This is a genomic window from Leifsonia lichenia, from assembly GCF_054780215.1.
The window spans coordinates 773,651-790,554 of sequence record NZ_BAAGWT010000001.1 but is presented as its reverse complement, the minus strand read 5'-3'; the positions used below and the strand labels follow the sequence as shown (position 1 = coordinate 790,554).

18 protein-coding genes are annotated in these 16,904 nt (G+C 70.0%); 7 read left to right on the top strand and 11 right to left on the bottom strand.

The window, feature by feature from the left end:
- Positions 1–4 precede the first annotated feature (4 nt).
- Positions 5–661: a hypothetical protein gene (locus ACYVGI_RS03710; RefSeq protein WP_460631303.1), complete on the bottom strand. Its 657-nt coding sequence runs from the start codon at positions 659–661 to the stop codon at positions 5–7.
- Between the two features lie 147 nt (positions 662–808).
- The gene (locus ACYVGI_RS03705; RefSeq protein ID WP_460631302.1) at positions 809–1,051 is read right to left on the bottom strand and encodes a hypothetical protein; all 243 of its coding nucleotides are present in this window, start codon (positions 1,049–1,051) and stop codon (positions 809–811) included.
- Positions 1,052–1,178: 127 nt separating this feature from the next.
- On the opposite strand from ACYVGI_RS03705, the gene ACYVGI_RS03700 reads away from it, so the two are divergent.
- The gene (locus tag ACYVGI_RS03700) at positions 1,179–1,667 is read left to right on the top strand and encodes a DUF1990 family protein (protein ID WP_460631301.1); all 489 of its coding nucleotides are present in this window, start codon (positions 1,179–1,181) and stop codon (positions 1,665–1,667) included.
- 41 nt (positions 1,668–1,708) lie between these two features.
- Here the strand turns inward: ACYVGI_RS03700 and ACYVGI_RS03695 are convergent, their stop codons facing one another.
- Positions 1,709–2,554, bottom strand: coding sequence for an exodeoxyribonuclease III (locus ACYVGI_RS03695; protein ID WP_460631300.1), 846 nt, complete (start codon positions 2,552–2,554; stop codon positions 1,709–1,711).
- A gap of 122 nt (positions 2,555–2,676) precedes the next feature.
- Between ACYVGI_RS03695 and pyrE the strand changes: the two genes are divergently transcribed.
- The gene (pyrE, locus tag ACYVGI_RS03690; protein WP_460631299.1) at positions 2,677–3,225 is read left to right on the top strand and encodes an orotate phosphoribosyltransferase; all 549 of its coding nucleotides are present in this window, start codon (positions 2,677–2,679) and stop codon (positions 3,223–3,225) included.
- Entirely contained in the window at positions 3,225–5,864 is a 2,640-nt protein-coding gene (locus ACYVGI_RS03685) for a hypothetical protein (RefSeq protein WP_460631298.1), read from the top strand. Before pyrE ends, ACYVGI_RS03685 begins: the two co-directional genes overlap by 1 nt.
- A gap of 21 nt (positions 5,865–5,885) precedes the next feature.
- Here ACYVGI_RS03685 and ACYVGI_RS03680 read toward each other — a convergent pair whose 3' ends face one another.
- Positions 5,886–6,683 (bottom strand): HAD-IIA family hydrolase, encoded by a 798-nt coding sequence (locus tag ACYVGI_RS03680; RefSeq protein ID WP_460631297.1) that lies wholly within the window; start codon positions 6,681–6,683, stop codon positions 5,886–5,888.
- A gap of 130 nt (positions 6,684–6,813) precedes the next feature.
- Between ACYVGI_RS03680 and ACYVGI_RS03675 the strand changes: the two genes are divergently transcribed.
- On the top strand, positions 6,814–7,467 hold the full coding sequence (locus ACYVGI_RS03675; protein ID WP_460631296.1) for a TrmH family RNA methyltransferase: 654 nt from the start codon (positions 6,814–6,816) through the stop codon (positions 7,465–7,467).
- A gap of 28 nt (positions 7,468–7,495) precedes the next feature.
- On the opposite strand, the gene ACYVGI_RS03670 is transcribed toward ACYVGI_RS03675, so the two are convergent.
- From ACYVGI_RS03670 to ACYVGI_RS03650, 5 genes are all read right to left on the bottom strand, one after another.
- Positions 7,496–7,912 carry a DUF3052 family protein gene (locus tag ACYVGI_RS03670; protein WP_460631295.1) on the bottom strand — a complete coding sequence of 139 codons (417 nt, stop codon included), beginning with the start codon at positions 7,910–7,912 and terminating at the stop codon, positions 7,496–7,498.
- Entirely contained in the window at positions 7,909–8,754 is an 846-nt protein-coding gene (locus tag ACYVGI_RS03665) for a metallophosphoesterase (RefSeq protein ID WP_460631294.1), read from the bottom strand. Before ACYVGI_RS03665 ends, ACYVGI_RS03670 begins: the two co-directional genes overlap by 4 nt.
- A gap of 68 nt (positions 8,755–8,822) precedes the next feature.
- The gene (locus ACYVGI_RS03660; protein ID WP_460631293.1) at positions 8,823–10,676 is read right to left on the bottom strand and encodes a YhgE/Pip family protein; all 1,854 of its coding nucleotides are present in this window, start codon (positions 10,674–10,676) and stop codon (positions 8,823–8,825) included.
- On the bottom strand, positions 10,673–11,440 hold the full coding sequence (locus ACYVGI_RS03655) for a hypothetical protein (RefSeq protein ID WP_460631292.1): 768 nt from the start codon (positions 11,438–11,440) through the stop codon (positions 10,673–10,675). The genes ACYVGI_RS03660 and ACYVGI_RS03655 overlap by 4 nt, the downstream gene beginning before the upstream one ends.
- The gene (locus ACYVGI_RS03650) at positions 11,437–12,075 is read right to left on the bottom strand and encodes a TetR/AcrR family transcriptional regulator (RefSeq protein WP_460631291.1); all 639 of its coding nucleotides are present in this window, start codon (positions 12,073–12,075) and stop codon (positions 11,437–11,439) included. Before ACYVGI_RS03650 ends, ACYVGI_RS03655 begins: the two co-directional genes overlap by 4 nt.
- 116 nt (positions 12,076–12,191) lie before the next feature.
- Here ACYVGI_RS03650 and ACYVGI_RS03645 point away from each other — a divergent pair, with 116 nt between their 5' ends.
- Positions 12,192–13,478, top strand: coding sequence for an adenylosuccinate synthase (locus tag ACYVGI_RS03645; RefSeq protein WP_460631290.1), 1,287 nt, complete (start codon positions 12,192–12,194; stop codon positions 13,476–13,478).
- 151 nt (positions 13,479–13,629) lie between these two features.
- Here ACYVGI_RS03645 and ACYVGI_RS03640 read toward each other — a convergent pair whose 3' ends face one another.
- Positions 13,630–14,070, bottom strand: coding sequence for a MarR family winged helix-turn-helix transcriptional regulator (locus ACYVGI_RS03640; RefSeq protein WP_460631289.1), 441 nt, complete (start codon positions 14,068–14,070; stop codon positions 13,630–13,632).
- Positions 14,067–14,486 carry an SRPBCC family protein gene (locus tag ACYVGI_RS03635; protein WP_460631288.1) on the bottom strand — a complete coding sequence of 140 codons (420 nt, stop codon included), beginning with the start codon at positions 14,484–14,486 and terminating at the stop codon, positions 14,067–14,069. The genes ACYVGI_RS03640 and ACYVGI_RS03635 overlap by 4 nt, the downstream gene beginning before the upstream one ends.
- Before the next feature lie 193 nt (positions 14,487–14,679).
- Here ACYVGI_RS03635 and ACYVGI_RS03630 point away from each other — a divergent pair, with 193 nt between their 5' ends.
- Positions 14,680–15,498, top strand: a complete 819-nt coding sequence (locus tag ACYVGI_RS03630) for an ABC transporter ATP-binding protein (protein ID WP_460631287.1) — start codon at positions 14,680–14,682, stop codon at positions 15,496–15,498.
- Positions 15,495–16,832: an FtsX-like permease family protein gene (locus tag ACYVGI_RS03625; protein ID WP_460631286.1), complete on the top strand. Its 1,338-nt coding sequence runs from the start codon at positions 15,495–15,497 to the stop codon at positions 16,830–16,832. Before ACYVGI_RS03630 ends, ACYVGI_RS03625 begins: the two co-directional genes overlap by 4 nt.
- Positions 16,833–16,904: the final 72 nt, after the last annotated feature.

The following is a 16,904-nucleotide window of genomic DNA, read 5'->3' as shown; positions in this document are numbered from 1 at the left end:
GCGGTCAGGCGGAGGTGCCGTTGAACTGCGCCTGGATGAACGCCTTGGAGCCGTTCAGGGAGTTGTCGTCGAACGCGGCGCCGGATTCGGCCTGGTCGAGCAGGCGAACCGTGATGGTGACGCTCGACTCCTCGCTGGCGGCGAGACCGTTGAGCGCGACGGCGTTGAGCTCCGCGAACGTGAGGTCGGTGCCGCTGATGGCGGTGGCGTCGATCGACGTGCCGGCCTGCGCGTAGGAGAACCGCAGACTCGACAGGTAGTTCGGGTCGGTGACATCGGCGCCGGCGTCCGGGAGCTGCGCCAGAGAGAGCGTCAGCGTCGAGGCGAGGGTGGTGGAAGCGTTGCGAACCGGGATGTCGACGCTGATCGACGCGCTTCCGGGGAAGAGCGTCTGCGCGCCGACGAGCTCGATCGGAGCGCCGGCGGGGGTGTCGGCCTCCTGCCACTGTCCGTCGATCTGGGCGCCCGTCACCGGGTCGGTGTCGACGACCTGGATGTTGTACTGGTCGGCGCCGATGCCGTTGGCGCCCAGGTTCAGGTTGGCGAAGTCGGTGAACGCGGCCGCCGTGATTCCTGCGCCGACTGCGACCACTGCGCCGAGAGCGAGGAAGGCCCGCTTGCGGCTGGAGCGTCGCCGAGGCTGCGCATTCTCGATTGTCATGCTGATCTCCTTGGTGCGGGGCAGTCGGTAGTGAGCCACGGTGCCCGGATCGAGCCTCCGCGCTGCCCCTCGGAGGCATATTCTTCTCGGCATATCACAGTGATGCAATACATGCTTTATTTTAAAAGTGGGAGCTCGTCCGCGCCGTCAGGAGCTGAAAAGCGACCACTCGGAGATCGGCAGAACCACGCGGCCCGTCTCGCCCTGCAGCAGCCAGTGCGTCGGGTTGTGTGCGACGTACTGGCCGCTGCGAACATCGAAGGCCCACCCGTTCCTGGTGCGCCGCCAGGAGATGAGGGAGATGGCCTCCCCGGATCGGAGGTGTGGGATGCCGAGCCCGACCTGGTCGGTTCGCGTGGCCGACGGGGAGCGATTGATGCTGTTTGCCATGCTCAAATACTGGCCCAAAAGAGTTGCGAATACCAATATCAATACCACGTTCGATTCAAGCTCGCGCTGCGTCACCCCGCAGGTTGGTACGCTCGCCCCGGAGTCGAGTGTGGATAGGAGCGAGTGGATGCGCATGACAGCCCCCCGGCTCCGTGTCTGGCCGCCCAGCGAAACCGGGTACCGCCGCTCCGAGTCGTCCGCGGTGCTCGGCCACGGCGACGACCTGTGGATGCGCGCGTGCGCGGACGTTCTGCGCTGGCGCGTGAAGACGGCCAGCGGTTTCCTCGTGGACGGGCGCGTCGATCCCGGGCCGGTCTCGCCGGGGGAGCGGCTGATCGTCACGGCGCGCGTGCTCACGATCACGGTGCGTGAGCCGGTGCAGGTGGTGTGCGTGGTTGAGGACGCCGATCGCGTCGGCTTCTCCTACCGGACCCTCCCTGGGCATCCCGTGCGCGGCGAGGAGGCGTTCATCGTCGAGCGCGACGGCGACGAGGTGCGACTCGTCGTGCGGTCGTTGACGCGGGCGGCAGCGGAGCACCCGTGGCGGGCGCTCTTTCCGCTGCTGTTGGTGGCGCAGCGCGTCGCCAGGCGGCGCTACCTGCGCGCGCTGCGCTGACCGCGCGGACGCTGTCTCGGTGTGGCTGGTGCCTCGATGTGTCAGCCGAAGATCATGGGGCGGTCGTCGTCGTCCTCGTCCACGCCGAGGTCGAGTTCGACCAGCACCGGCACGTGGTCGCTCGGAGCCTCGCCCTTGCGCTCGTTGCGGTGGATGCTGGCGGAGGTCACCAGATCGGCGAACGGTTTGGAGCCGAGGATGAAGTCGATGCGCATCCCCTCGTTGCGCGGGAAGCGGAGCTGCTTGTAATCCCAGTACGTGTAGCCCTCCGGCACTAGCGGGCGCACCACATCCGTGAGCCCGATCGCCTCGAACGCGCTGAAGGCGCTGCGCTCCGGCGGCGAGATGTGGGTGGAGACGCCGGGGATGAGGCTGGGGTCTCCGACGTCCGAGTCGAGCGGTGCGACGTTCCAGTCGCCCATCAGGGCGAGAGGGAGGTCGGGCTGCTCGGCGAGCCAGCGCTGCGTGTCGGCGGCGAGGGTGGCAAGCCAGTCGAGCTTGTAGTGGAAGTGCGGGTCGTCGAGCGCGCGGCCGTTCGGCACATACAGACTCCACACCCGGATGCCGCCGATGGTCGCGCCGATAGCGCGCGCCTCCTTGGGCAGGTCCGGTCCCTCGTGCCCCTTGAGGAAGCCGGGCATGTCGGGGAAGCCGATCTCGACGTCCTCGATCGGCAGACGGCTCGCGATGGCGACGCCGTTCCACTGGTTGAGACCGTGCAGAACGACCTCGTATCCGGCGTCTTCGAACTGCTGCAGGGGGAATTGCTCCGGCTTGCACTTGATCTCTTGCATGGCCAGCACATCCACGTCTTCGCGGACCATCCAGTCGACGGTACGGCCCACTCGGGTGCGGATCGAGTTCACATTCCAGGTCGCAACGCGCATACATCGATCGTATCGGCCGGTGCCGACAGCGACCGATCGCGGGCGAAACCTGTGGACAGCTCGCTCGTCGGTCGGGCTGGGGAGGAGGCGATTTCGCGGGGTTCCCCTCTAGAATCGGGGACGTGACCGACGCCAGACAGCAGCTCATCGACTACATTTCGGCCGACGCCGTGTTCCACGGGGACTTCACCCTGACGAGCGGCAAGAAGGCGACTTACTACGTCGACCTGCGCAAAGTCAGCCTCGACCACCGTGTCGCTCCCCTCATCGGCCAGGTGATGATCGACCTGATCGCCGAGGTCCCCGACGTCGTCGCGGTCGGCGGGATGACGATGGGCGCCGACCCTGTCGCCGCCGCGATCCTGCACCAGGGTGCCGCCCGCGGCCTCTCCTACGACGCGTTCGTCGTGCGCAAGGAGCCCAAGGACCACGGCAGAGGCAAGCAGGTCGAGGGCCCCGACCTCGAAGGCAAGCGCGTGATCGTGCTCGAAGACACCTCCACGACGGGCGGATCCCCGCTCAAAGCCATCGAAGCGCTCAAGAAGGTCGGCGCGGAGATCGCCGGGGTGGCGGTCGTCGTCGACCGCAACACCGGAGCGCGCGAGGTCATCGAAGAGGCCGGGTACCCGTACTTCGCAGCGATCGGCCTGAAGGACCTGGGGCTCGACTAGTGACAGACGAACGCCACCCGGGCACAGGCGACGACGCCGAGGGCGACGAGCGCCCCGGCGCGCCTGAGCCCGAGTTCGGCAGTTCGGAATGGCTGCTGCAGCAGCTCACCGGCGGCAGGCGCGTGGCGTCGACCCCGCCGGAGCAGCCGAGCGCTGAGCAGCCGAGCGCTGACCAGTCGAGCGCTGAGCAGCGGAGCGCTGACCAGCCGAGCGCTGAGCAGCGGGAGTCCACCGATGGTGCGGCTCCGGATGCGGATGCCGCGCCGGACAGGGATATCGCGGAGGCGGCCATGCCCACCGTCGCGCTGCCGGTCGTCCCGGAAGCCGCGCCGGTCGGGGAGCCCCGGCCGGAGACGGGCGCGCCGGAGCCCACGGCCGCGCTGCCGATCGTCAATGCCCAGGACACCTTCGAGTTGTTCCTCAACCCGCAGGACGGGGATGCACCGGAGGCCGCGCACGTCGCGGAGAGCGATCCGGCCGAGGACGCGGAGCAGGCCCAGGGCTTCAGCTGGAACCTGACTCCGGGGGTCGGCAGCGACCCGCTCGTGGACGAACCGGCCGAGCCGACGACCGGAACGGTGTGGCACCTGGACGACACGACCGCGAGTTCGTCCGACGACTCCGAGGCCACCATCGAAGCGGATGTTCCCGTCGCGCCACCGGCCCCGGTCACGCCAGCCATTCCTCCGGTGATCCCGGTTCCGTCGTTCGACTCGTACGAGTCGACGTCGTCCCGCGCGGACGAGCCGGAACCTGTTGCTGAGCCTGCGCCCGCTCCGGTCGTTGAGCCTGCGCCGCCGGTCGAGCCTGCGCCGCCCGCCCATGCGGCGCCGCCCGTCGTCGAGCCCGCGTCCTTCGCCGAGCCCGCGGCCTTCGCCGAGCCACAGCGCGAACCGACCCCGCCGGACACCACCACGTTCGAGCCCCCGAGCTTCTTCGAGGCGCTGCGCCTTCCTGAGCCCCCTGTCTGGAACATCGACACCGAGCCTGCCGCCGAGACGGGGCCGCCAGCGCCTCCGCTCTTCACACCACCTCCGCTCTTCACACCACCTCCGGTCGAGCCGCCCACCGCTGAGCCTGTCGCCGCCGGCGACGCTCACCAGTCCGAGGAGGAGAGCCACGGTCTCGCCGCTCTGCTCGGATTCTTCGGCGAAGACGACACGGACGAGCCCGCATCCACCAGCCGTTCGGTGATCGGTGACACGACAGGCATCATTCCGATTCCGCCTGGCGCGCTCACCCCTCCCGCGACTCCGGCGACTCCGGCCGTTCCTGTCGCCCCGGCGCCTCCGGCAGTTCCTGCGGTTCCGGTTCCTCCTGTGCTGCCGCCTCCGGATGCGTCCGCGCTGTTCGAGCCGGGCGTCACGTCCGGGCAGAGCTCCGCCGACGTCCCGACCGCCAAGCTCGACACCGCGGAGATCGCGGCGTTGCTCCGCGCGCGGCCGGGCGACCCTGACCCTGTCAGCTTCGACGCGCGGCCCGAGCCTGCCGAGGCGATTGAGCCGACCACCGGGTCCACCGGCGCGATCCCGGCTGTCCCCCCGGCCGCGACGGTCCCTCCGATCGAGGAGGCGACGCTCCTGCTCGGCGCTCTGCCGTCGCCCGCGACGCAGCCGCTCGACGCCGAGAGCATCGGCGAGGCCAGCCTGCCGACCGCCGCCATCGCCCAGGCCGCGGGCGACACGATCGCTGCCGAGTCGGCGGAAGACGCGCCCGCCGAACAGCTCGCTTACGCGCCGCCCGCTGCCGCCGAGGAGCCCACCGAACCGCCCGCTCCCGCGAGCGAGTCGCCGACGGCCGCGACCATCCTCTTCCCGGAGCTCGCAACGCCCGCAACCGCGGAGACGATCGCGCTGGTTCCCCCTGTCGCCCCTGTCGCACCTGTCGCGCCTGTCGCGCCCGCTCCGGCCACCACCCAGGCACCCCGGGTCCCGACCGGCAGCCACGCGGCCCCGGCCACGGCGGCCCCGGCCACCGCCCCCAGCGGCGCAGGCGGTGGCACCGGTGGCGGCACCCCGTCCGGTCCAGGAGGCACCGGGTCCCGCCGCACCAACCGCATCCTGTTCTGGGTGGCGGGAGGGCTCGCGGTCGTGCTGGTCCTCATCGGTCTCTTCGCTCTCGGCACCCGTGTGCCGGACATGTTCGGGGCCGCTCAGCCGTCCGCGGTGCCGTCCGCGAGCACCCAGCCGCCGAGCGCCACCCCGACGCCGACGCCGACACCGACAATCCAGGCCAAGCCGGCCGGTCCGGTCGCTGCCGGCACGCACCCGTGGAACACGCTCGGCGGAGGAGAGTGCATCCAGCCGTTCACGTCGCCGTGGGCGGAGACGTTCACAATCGTCGACTGCGCGTCGCCGCACACGGCGCAGTTGGTCTACACCAATCTGTTCTCGGCCGACTTGGCGGCGCCGTATCCCGGCGCGGACGCTCTCGCAGCCCAGATCAACGCCGTGTGCACGCACCCGGGGATCATCGACCTGGCCGCGGCTGCCGCATACCCCGACCTGCAGTTGCAGGGCACCTTCCCCGCCACCGAGCAGCAGTGGAGGGACGGGCAGCGGTCGTTCTACTGCTTCGTCAGCCGCTCAGGCGGCGAGCCGCTCACCTCAACCGTGGCGGGACCCGGCCCGGCCGCGTAGCCAGGGGGGGCCGAGACGCGCCTACAGGTCCGACTCGTGCGGTTCCGCCGCCACCAGCTCGCTCACGCCGTTCAGGATCTCGTCCGGGCGGAACGGGTAACGGTCGATCTCGCTCTGGTCGCTGATGCCGGTGAGCACCAGGATCGTGTGGAGTCCCGCCTCGATGCCGGCGACGATGTCGGTGTCCATCCGGTCGCCGATCATCGCGGTGTTCTCGGAGTGCGCGCCGATGCGGTTCATGGCGGAGCGGAACATCATCGGGTTGGGCTTGCCGACCACGTACGGCTCCATGCCGGTGGCCTTGGTGATCATGGCGGTCACGGCGCCCGTCGCGGGAAGGGGGCCGTCCGCACTCGGTCCCGTCGCATCCGGGTTGGTGGCGATGAAGCGCGCGCCTTTGCCGATGAGGCGGATGGCCTTGGTGATGGCGTCGAACGAGTAGGAACGGGTCTCGCCGACCACCACGTAGTCGGGGTTGGTGTCCGTCATGATGAACCCGGCCTCGTGCAGGGCCGTCGTGATGCCCGCCTCGCCGATGACGTATGCGCTTCCGCCGGGGATCTGCGACTTGAGGAAGTCCGCGGTGGCGAGCGCGGACGTCCAGATCGACTCCTCCGGAACGTCGAGTCCGGATGCGCGCAGGCGGGCCGCGAGATCGCGCGGCGTGAAGATGGAGTTGTTGGTGAGCACGAGGAAGGGGGTGCCATCATCCCGCCACTGCTGGATGAGCGCTGACGCCCCCGGCAGAGCATGGTTCTCGTGCACGAGCACGCCGTCCATGTCGGTGAGCCAGCATTCGATCTCGTCGCGTCGCGCCACGCAATCCCCTTTCGACAGGCCCAGCTTATTCGCCCCATCCGACCCCCACGATCGAGCCCAGCCTTTTTCACCGCAAATCGCGGTTTTGGCGTGAAGAACCCTGGGCTCGACGGCGGGATACGCTCGGGGGGTGGAGAGTGAAGCGGGCGCGGCGGGAACGGCGGGAACGGCGGAGTGGACGACGAACGGGGTCGGTCCGTGGCAGGGCGAGTGGCCGGAGGACGAGCGCTACGACCGTGAGCTGCTGCAGCACGGCGACACCCGCAACGTGATCGACCGCTACCGCTACTGGACCATGACCGCGATCGTGGCCGACCTCGACGAGCACAGGCACCCGTTCCACGTCGCCATCGAGAACTGGCAGCACGACATGAACATCGGCTCGATCGTGCGCAGCGCCAACGCGTTCGCCGCCGACACGGTGCACATCATCGGCCGTCGCCGCTGGAACAAGCGCGGCGCGATGGTCACCGACCGCTACCAGCACGTCTCGCACCACGACGACGTCGCCGGGTTCGTCGCCTGGGCACGGGATGCCGGCCTCCCGATCATCGCGATCGACAACGTCCCGGGGTCGGTCATCATCGAGACGTTCGCGTTCCCGCGCGAGTGCGTGCTGCTGTTCGGCCAGGAAGGGCCCGGGCTGTCCGACGAGGCGATCGCGGCAGCGGATGCGGTGGTCGAGATCTCGCAGTTCGGTTCGACCAGGTCGATCAACGCGTCGGCGGCAGCGGCGGTCGCGATGCACGCGTGGGTGCTGCAGCACGTGTCGTTCGCGAGCTGAGCGGCCCGCGCACGCTGCCGGGCGGAACTCAGCGGTTCTCGCGCCGCCACACGATCTTCAGCCCCGACCAGTCCGCGTCCACCGCAGCGACCTTCACGTCCACCAGGCCGCGGTCGAGCGCTGCGTCGCGGATCAGGTTCTCGTCGAGGTCGCTCACGTGCCCGGCGGCCTTGCGCGGCCAGGCCGCCCAGAGCATCCCGTCCGGTCGGATGCGCGCCCCGAGGCCGTCGAGCTCGGCGAGATAGTCGGCGGCGCTGCGATAGAACGCGAGCACCAGTCCGGCCGGTTCGGCTTCGTCCGGGGCGAGCCATTCGATCCCGTCCGGCCCGCCGTCGAGCGGGATGCGCCAGCCGTCGTCGGCGTGCAGCACCTGGGCGCGCATCCCGGGCTTGAGGCCGAGCTTCTTCCAGAGCGGAGTGCCCGAGTATCCGGCTGCGGTGCTCATGCGCGTCCCGTCCATCCCGAGGCGTCGGCGATTCGCCGGATGTCGGCGGGGGCGAGGTCGTAGACCGTCTGCCCGTCGTCCGGCGCCGGCGCGGAGACGAGGTGGGCGCGCACCGGTCCGGCCACGGGCACCTGCACCACGGCGAATCCGGACCCTCGTACCGCGCGTTCGCGCTCGGGCGTCCAGAGCACGTCGGTGGTGTTGGCCACCGCGGGAGCGACGACGACAGGGATGCGCCGCGGTCCAGCCTCGGTGACGAGCGCGTGGTGGTAGTGCCCGGCGAGCACGAGCCGCACGTCGGCGGCCGTGCAGAGGTCGATGAGCGCATCCGGGTCGACCAGTCGGAGCGTCTCGAACAGCCCGGTGGTCGGCGGCACGGGCGGGTGGTGCAGCACCAGGACGGTCCCGCGTGGAGACGGCTCGGCCAGCACGGCTCGCAGGCGTTCGAGCTGTGCGGTGTCGATGTGGCCGTAGCCTGCGCCTGGCACCACGGAGTCGACGGTGACGATGCGGAAGCCGTCCACCTGCGTGACCGTCTCGCGGGCGCCGAGCACCTGCTCGAAGCCCGCGGCGAGGTCGTGGTTGCCCATCGCGTAGACGACGCACGCATCCCGTTCGGACGCCCACGGCTCCAGCCGGTCGGCCAGCCTCCGGTACGACTCCGCGGTGCCGTCGTCGGACAGGTCGCCGGAGGCGACGACCAGGTCGATCGACTCGAGGGTCGCCGCCCGCGCCAGCACCGTGTCGAGCGCGGCGAGCGTGTCGACCAGCCCGTAGTGCAGGCGGCCGTCGCCGTACAGATGGGTGTCCGAGAGGTGCAGGATGCGGAGGGTGTCGCTCACGCGGACACCATACCGCCCGGCACCGTCACCCGATCAGGCGGCACCGTCACCCGATCAGGCGGCCCGCGTCACCCGATCAGGCTCGGCCGCAGGTCGCGCAGCGTGCGGAAGTGCGTCATCCTCGTCACGCCGATCGCGGAGACCAGCAGCGCGATCAGAAGCCACAGTCCGAGCACACCGGCGTCCGCCCAGGCCGTCGCCGGGTTGCCTCCGTACATGAGCTGCCGGATGCCGTCCACGGCGTACGACATCGGCAAGACGTGGTGCAGCGCGGCCAGCGGGCCCGGCAACGTCTGCCACGGGAAGGTGCCACCTGCCGTCACGAGTTGCAGCACCATCAGCACGAGGCCGAGGAACTGGCCGACGCTGCCGAGCCAGACGTTCAGCGCCAGGATGATCGCCGCGAAGGTGAGCGACGCCAGGGCCATCAATCCGTACATCCCGACCGGGTTGTCGATGCGGAACCCGAGCGCCCCGGAGACGATCGCGAACAGCCCGACCATCTGCACTGCTCCGAGCAGCCCTGGCGTCAGCCAGCCGGCGAGCGTGATCTTCACCGGTGAGTGCAGCGCGGTGATGGCGCGGCGCGAGACCGGCTTCACGATCAGGAACAGGGCGTAGATGCCGATCCAGCCCGCGAGTGCCACGAAGAAGGGCGCGAGGCCGGCTCCGTATGTCCCCGCGGAGGTGATCGAGTCGTTCTTGAGGTTCACCGGGTCGGCGATCGTGGTCGCCTGCTTCTTCTGCAGCGACGGCGAGTTGTCGGGGATCTGATCGACTCCGCTGGTCAGGCCGTCGCGCAGCGTGGCCGTGCCGTCGTGCAGGGTGGTGAGGCCGTCCCGCAACTGGGATGCGCCCGTCGCCGCCTGCTTGCTTCCATCGGCGAGCTGCGCGGCGCCACCGGCGGCCTGCGTCGAGCCAGAGGCCACCTGGGATGCGCCAGAGGCGACCTGGTCGGCGCCCGCTGCGAGCTGGTTGACCTGACCGACGAGGGTCTGCACCTGTGCGTTGCCGTCCTGCACCTTGGCGTCGATCGTCCCGAGCGCCGCCGATACCCGGTCGAGTTGCTCCTGCGTCGCTCCTGCCTGCTGCAACTGCGCGAGCAACTGCTGACCGACGGCGGGGGCGTCCGCTGCGAGCTGGGCCGCGGCGCTTCCCGCCTGGCTGGCCTTCGCAGCGAGCTGGTCGTTGCCTGCTGCGACCTGCGCTGCGCCGTCGCTCACCTGTCCCGCTCCGGAGGAGAGCTGGGCGAGCGCATCTGACAACTGCTGCGAGCCGGTGGCCAACTGGCTGGTGCCGTCTGCGAGAGTGGATGCGCCGGAGCGTGCGGTCTCGCTGCCGTCGACGAGCTTGTTCGCCCCATCCACGGCCGACACGAGGTTGGAGCGGATGTCGGCGAGTCCCAGCAGGAACTGCTCTGCCGCCTGCTGGTTGACCTTCTTGACGATGGAGGTGCGGATCTTCTCCGCGGCCTGCGTTCCGATGGTGGACGCCAGATAGCTGTTGGTGTCGTTGGTCGTGAGGGTGACCGTCGCGCGGTGCGGCGACGTGGTGGATGCGGACGCCAGCGCCTCGGAGAAGTCGGCGGGGAACGTGATCGAGAAGTCGTACTTCGAGTCGTCGACCCCGCTCGCGGCCGAGCCGGACTCCACGCGGTGCCAGTCGAACGAGCCGTCCCTGATGAGCTCGTCCGCCACCTCGTCGCCGTAGTTGACCGTCTTGCCGTCGACCGTCGTGCCGCTGTCGTCGACCACGATCGCCGCGGGGATCTTGTTGAGGTTCGCGTACGGGTTCTGGTTGGCCCAGAGGTACAGGCCGCCATAGAGCACCGGAACGCACATCAGGGCGATGAGCGCCACGATCGACATCGGGCTGGCGGTGAGGCGGCGGAACTCCGCCGCGATCATCTGGGGGATCTTCATTCGGCTTCCTCTGCGCGCTGGGCGCTGTCTGCGCGCTTGGCGCTGTCTGCGCGGTCTGCGCGCTGTTCGAGTGCTGGGGCGACGATGAGGTCGGGCAGCTCGTCGGTGTCGTCGCGCCCCGGGTCCTCGTCGAAGGTGCCGTTCGGGGCGGTCTCGCCGAGGCGGGTGATCATCGTGGAGGCGGCGATGGCTGCCGCTGAGGCGTCCCCGGCCACGACGAGCACCGCGATGTCGCGGGCGGCGAGCCCGCGGGCGAGCTCCCACCACTCGTTCGGGTCTCCGCCGTGCCGGTCGGGCGACGTGATGACGAGACCGTCGACGCCCTTCCGCATGAGCGCGAGCTCGGTGAGCAGTCTGATGCGCACCGTAGGCGGAACGTTCCCGATCGCGAACCGCGCCCACTCCGACGCGCCCAGCTCGCCCAGCCGTCTGTTCACAGCGATGGGGTTGGATGCGCGCCCGGCGAACATGAGTTCCTCCGCCACGATCCCGGCCACGGTCACATCCGCAGCGGGCTCGCACACATCCGGTGCGTCGATCAGGGCGATGCGCTTGCGCATGGCGGAGTAGTCCGTCGCACCGTCGATCGTGACGGTTCCGGCGTCCGGCCGCATCCGGCCGGAGGCGATCAGGCCGAGCACGGACGGCCGCTGCTCCGTCTCCGCCCTGGCGAGCGTCACTTCACCGGTCTGGAACGACACGGTGGCGGGCGGAAGGGCGGCGTTGTGCGCGCCTTTGGCGACCCTGTCGAGGACGATCTTCATGCTGCGACCTCCTGGAAGGCGAGTTCGGGGGTTTCGGCGATGAGCGCATCCGCCTCTCGCCAGCCGAGTCCTGCTGCGCTGAGACCGGCGAGCATCACGAGCCGGTGGCCGGCCTCGTTGGTGAGCTTGGCGCGGGTGGCCTCGTCGAGCACCGCGACGGCGGCGTTCTCGACGAGCCTGGTGACGGTCTCGAGGTGGAGGTCGGTTCGGATGCGTCCGGCGGCCATGCCGCGCTGCACGGTGTCGCGAAGCCGCTCGCGGGCGGGGTCGAGGGCGGCGCCGACGAGTTCGCGGTGCGGGCCGCGCACGGCGAGGGCAGCGCTGACGCGCACATGCTCGACCTCGGCCCAGAGGGTGGCTCCGAACAGCGCGATCTCGACCAGTGCATCCGGATGGGAGACAGGGTCGAGGAGGGCGGCGAGCCTGGCCGCGCCGCGGGTGAAGACGTCGATGAGGAGGTCGTCCCTGGTGGCGAAGTGGCCGTAGATGGCGCGGCGGCTGAGACCGGCGCGGGCGGCGATGGTCTCGAGGGATGCGTCGATGTCGTCGTTGAGCGCCGTTGCGGCCGCCGCGATGATCGCCTCCCTGTTCGCTGCTGCATCGCGCCGGGGGGCGCGGGTGGTGGAGGAAGGCATGTATTTGATCATACTCTTCTTGCACAGCGGTGTGCAAGATAATGCCTTGATAGGATCGAGTGCGACGGTCGACCCGAAGGACGCCGGCGCGCTCATCCCATCGAGAGGACCGAAAAGTGCCCGCGATCGTGATCATCGGCGCCCAGTGGGGCGACGAAGGCAAAGGCAAAGCGACCGACCTCCTCGGCAGCCGCATCGACTACGTCGTCAAGTTCAACGGAGGCAACAACGCCGGCCACACGGTGGTCGTCGGCAGCGAGAAGTACGCGCTGCACCTGCTCCCGTCCGGCATTCTGACCGAGGGCGTCACGCCCGTCATCGCCAACGGCGTCGTGGTCGACATCGAGGTGCTGTTCGAGGAACTGGACGGGCTGATCGCCCGCGGAGTCGACGTGTCCCGCCTCAAGGTGAGCTCCAACGCGCACGTCATCACCTCCTACCACCGCACCATCGACAAGGTCACGGAGCGCTTCCTCGGCAAGCGCCAGATCGGCACCACCGGCCGCGGCATCGGCCCGACGTACGCCGACAAGATCAACAGGGTGGGCATCCGCATCCAGGACCTGTTCGACGAGAACATCCTGCGCCAGAAGGTCGAGGGAGCGCTCGACCAGAAAAACCACCTGCTGGTGAAGGTCTACAACCGCCGCGCCATCAGCGTCGACGAGGTCGTCGAGCAGCTCCTGAGCTACGCAGAGCGCCTTCGCCCGATGGTTGTCGACAGCTCGCTGCTGCTGCACCAGGCGCTCGAGGCGGGCAAGTACGTCCTGTTCGAGGGCGGCCAGGCCACGATGCTGGATGTGGACCACGGCACATACCCGTTCGTCACCTCCTCCAACTCCACCTCGGGCGGTGCTGCGACGGGCTCAGGCATCGGCCCGAACCGCATCGACCGCGTCATCGCGATCGTCAAGGCGTACACCACCCGTGTCGGCGCCGGGCCGTTCCCGACCGAGCTGTTCGACGAGTGGGGCGAGTTCCTGCGCGAGCGCGGCTTCGAGTTCGGCACCACCACCGGTCGCCCGCGTCGCACCGGCTGGTACGACGCGCCCGTCGCCCGCTACACGGCGCGCATCAACGGCGTCACGGACTTCGTGCTCACCAAGCTGGACACGCTCACCGGCATCGAGCGCATCCCGGTCTGTGTCGCGTATGACGTGGACGGCGTGCGCCACGACGAGGTGCCTGCGTCGCAGAGCGACTTCCACCATGCCGCCCCGATCTATGAGGAGTTCCCCGGCTGGACGGAGGACATCAGCGGCGCACGCACCTTCGACGACCTGCCGAAGAACGCGCAGGACTACGTGATCGCACTGGAGAAGCTGTCCGGCGCCCGCATCTCCGCGATCGGCGTCGGCCCCGCGCGCGACGAGATCGTGGTGCGCCACGACCTCGTGGACTAACCCCGGCCCTGCCCCCGGCCCCCCGAAGCCGCCCGCCCCCTCCCGGGCCGGGCGGCTTCGCAGTTGCGCAGGAGTTCCGGCAACATCGCGGCGGCATCTCCTTCCAAACGGAGTTCCACCCGGCGCGTCGCGCAGAGGTTCCTGTTCAGCCTCAGCGGGCGCTGAGCGCGTGCAGCAGCGGGAGGAGCGCATCCGGCGCTGCCGCCGCCGCGGGGGTGAAGAACGCCGTGTCGGCCGACTCGACCGCCTCGATCGCGGCCGCCGCCAGCTCGCGTCCCGCGTCGGTGACGTGCAGCACCTTCGCGCGGGTGTCTGCTGGGTCCTGCTCGCGTTCGAGGAGCCCCTTGGCGAGCAGGCGGCGCACCACCTCGGAGGTCATGCGCGCATCCGACCCGGTGAACTCGGACAGTCGCGCCTGGTTGGGCCGCTCACCGGCGCCGTTCAGCCACCAGGTGGATGCGAGGATCACGAACTGCGCGTGCGTCAGTTCCAGCGGGGTGAGCGCCCCGGCCATCGCCCTCTGCCAGCGCAGGGTGGCGTGCCAGAGCAGGAAGCCGGGGCTCGCGGTCGGGCCTTCTGGGAACTTCGTCATGCTCTCAGTGTGGCCTGCTCGAACAGTGCGGCCATCGACACGGGGAAGTCGTCGCTGATCTGCGGGCCGAGCTCTGGGCCGACCTCGTCTGCGGCGGGGCCGGTGATGTCGAGGCGGTGGGTCACGCTGGTGCCCGTGGCCGTGTCGGTCAGGGTGTGCCGGAAAGTGAGCGTGACGTCGCCGTAGACGGTGCGGTCGGCGTACGTGACGCCGTCGACGAGGTCGACGATGGTCGAACGGAACGGGTCCTGGCCGACGGGGGTGATGGTGAGCTCCGTGCCGACGGCGAACGGCCCGTCGAGTTCGAAGGTGTCTGCGCCCTCGTAGGTGAGGTCCCCGGTGTGCAGGTCGCGCAGCGCGGCCCAGACGGCGTCGCGGGAGAGCGTGGTCTCTGCGGTGTGCTCTGTGCTCCACATGATCGTGCCTTTCTGTCTAGGAGTAGATGATCTATGCGTAGATAATATGTGGCACCCGCCCGATGCGCAAGACCCTCCGCAAAATTCGTGGTCCTGTCGCGCGCCCGACCTCCATCGCGAGGATGACGCACTACCGCCCAGGATGAGGCCCCCGGCCGATGCGCCCCCGTCCCCCGGCGAAGACGATGGATGCATGACCTCAGACCCCACCCTCCAGCCCCCGGCCCAGCCGGCTAACCCGGCTAACCCGGCTAACCCGGCTAACCCGGCTAACCCGGCTAACCCGGCCAACCCGGCTAGCCCGGCCAACCCGGTCCAGCCGGTCCACGCGGCCCTGGCCGCCATCGGCCTCACCAAGGCGTACGGCGCCGCCGTCGCGCTCGCCGGTGTCGACTTCCGGCTGAACGTCGGCGACTCCGTGGCGATCATGGGCGCGTCCGGCTCGGGGAAGACCACCCTGCTGCACGTCCTCGCCGGAATCGTGAAGCCGGACTCCGGCAGCGTCACCCTCGCGACGCCGCACGGGCCGCTCGACGTGACGGCGCTCGGCGAGAAGGAGCGGTCGCGGTTGCGACGCGAGGCGTTCGGGTTCGTGTTCCAGCAGGGCTTCCTGCTGCCGGAGCTGACCGTCATCGAGAACGTCGCACTCCCGCTCATGCTGGGCGGCGCCGCGCGACCGGCGGCAGAGCAGAACGCCGCAGGCTGGCTCGCCGCCCTCGGCCTCGCCGGGTACGAGACCCGGCGCATCGGCCAGCTCTCCGGCGGCCAGGCCCAGCGGGTCGCCATCGCCCGCGCCCAGGTGACCGGCGCATCCATCGTCTTCGCCGACGAACCGACGGGCGCCCTCGACTCGCACACCTCCGTCGAGGTGATGGATGCGCTGATCGGCTCGACCACGGGGCGCGGCCGATCCCTCGTGGTCGTCACCCACGACGAGGAGGTCGCCGCCCGCTGCTCGCGCGTGCTCCGCCTCGCGGACGGCCGCATCGTGGACGAGGCGGTCACCCGATGAACACCCTCAGACTCGCCTGGCTGCTCGGCCGCCGCTCCGCCGCCGACCGGGGGACCATCGTGCTGCCCGTCGTCGCGTTCGCCGTCGTCACCGCTCTCCTGCTCGTCGTCGCGGGCGGGGCGCAGGCGTTCTTCTCCTGGACGGGGGAGACCGCGTTCCTCTACCAGTTGCTCGCGGTCGTCGCGCTCGCCCTGCTGATCGTGCCGCTCGTGGCGCTCGGCGGCTCTGCGGCCAGGCTGTCCGCGCGCCGCAGGGACGACAGGCTCGCGAGCCTCCGCCTCCTCGGGGCGACCCCCGGCACCGTCACCGCCCTCACCGTCATCGAGTCGACCGTGCTCGCCGTGGCGGGCGCGCTCGCGGGCGTGGTGATCTCGCTCGGCGCCGTGCCGCTGGTCGGGCTGATCCCGTTCCGGGGCGAGCCGCTCGGCGCGGCTGTGTTCCTGCATCCATTGCTCGTCGCCGTCGTGGTCGTGGCGGTGGGCGCGCTCGCCGCCCTCAGCGCCGTGATCGGGTTGCGCGGCGTGATCCTCTCACCGCTCGGCGTCCGCACTCGTCAGACCGCGCCCCGGATGCACTGGGTGCGGGTGGTCATCGGACTGGCCGTCGTCGCGGTGACCTTCGTCGCCATGAACGTGCTGCAGCTCGCCGCGGGGTTCGGCGTGGTGCTGACCATCCTGGCTGTCGGTTTCGGCGGAACGGTCGCCGTGCTCAACCTGGTGGGCCCGTGGGTGCTCAGGCTGGTCGCATCCGGCCAGGCGAAGCGGGCGACGACGCCGACCAAGCTGCTCGCTGCGCGCAGCATCCTGGAGTCGCCGAAGGCCGCGTGGCGGCAGGTGTCCGGCGTGGCGATGACCAGCTTCATGGCCGTCTTCGCCGGTGTCGGGGTCGCACTGCTCGGCGTCGCCGCCGACAGCGGCAAGGCGGACACCGAGTCGCTGCAGCTCTTCGCCGACATCCGCACGGGCGTCATCATCACCGTGGTCGCGTCGTTCCTGATGGTCGCCTGCTCTGTCGGCGTCAACCAGGCGTCCGCCGTGCTCGACCGGCGCGCCGTCTACGTCAGCCTCGACAGACTCGGGATGCCCGTGGAGACGATGAACGCCGCCCGCTCCCGCGCCGTGCTCTCCCCGCTGCGCATCACCACGATCGGTTCTGCCGTGACGGCGGCGGTGGTGATCTTCCCGCTCACCGGCATCAGCCTGCTGGTCGCGCCGGCGAGCCTCATCATGATCGCGGGCTGCCTGGCCGCCGGAATCCTGCTCGTCTGGCTGGGACTCCGCGCGACGCGCCCGGTGCTGAGCCGTGTGCTGGCCGAGCCGTCGCCGTCGCTGTGACACAGCGGCTCGATCCGGAATGACCATACAGGGATTGCTCGGCAACGGCTGCGTTACGATATTTCTTTGGGG

Bases quoted from the DNA above. Each gene is read 5' to 3' on its own strand.
- ACYVGI_RS03670 (WP_460631295.1), bottom strand. From the start codon at position 7,912: ATGAGCACCGCAGCCGGATACTCGGGCACTCCGCTCTGGAAGAAGCTC.
- ACYVGI_RS03635 (WP_460631288.1), bottom strand. From the start codon at position 14,486: ATGTGGAGCACAGAGCACACCGCAGAGACCACGCTCTCCCGCGACGCC.
- ACYVGI_RS03630 (WP_460631287.1), top strand. From the start codon at position 14,680: ATGACCTCAGACCCCACCCTCCAGCCCCCGGCCCAGCCGGCTAACCCG.
- ACYVGI_RS03660 (WP_460631293.1), bottom strand. From the start codon at position 10,676: ATGAAGATCCCCCAGATGATCGCGGCGGAGTTCCGCCGCCTCACCGCC.
- ACYVGI_RS03655 (WP_460631292.1), bottom strand. From the start codon at position 11,440: ATGAAGATCGTCCTCGACAGGGTCGCCAAAGGCGCGCACAACGCCGCC.
- ACYVGI_RS03700 (WP_460631301.1), top strand. From the start codon at position 1,179: ATGCGCATGACAGCCCCCCGGCTCCGTGTCTGGCCGCCCAGCGAAACC.
- ACYVGI_RS03650 (WP_460631291.1), bottom strand. From the start codon at position 12,075: ATGCCTTCCTCCACCACCCGCGCCCCCCGGCGCGATGCAGCAGCGAAC.
- ACYVGI_RS03705 (WP_460631302.1), bottom strand. From the start codon at position 1,051: ATGGCAAACAGCATCAATCGCTCCCCGTCGGCCACGCGAACCGACCAG.
- ACYVGI_RS03710 (WP_460631303.1), bottom strand. From the start codon at position 661: ATGACAATCGAGAATGCGCAGCCTCGGCGACGCTCCAGCCGCAAGCGG.
- ACYVGI_RS03695 (WP_460631300.1), bottom strand. From the start codon at position 2,554: ATGCGCGTTGCGACCTGGAATGTGAACTCGATCCGCACCCGAGTGGGC.
- ACYVGI_RS03625 (WP_460631286.1), top strand. From the start codon at position 15,495: ATGAACACCCTCAGACTCGCCTGGCTGCTCGGCCGCCGCTCCGCCGCC.
- ACYVGI_RS03640 (WP_460631289.1), bottom strand. From the start codon at position 14,070: ATGACGAAGTTCCCAGAAGGCCCGACCGCGAGCCCCGGCTTCCTGCTC.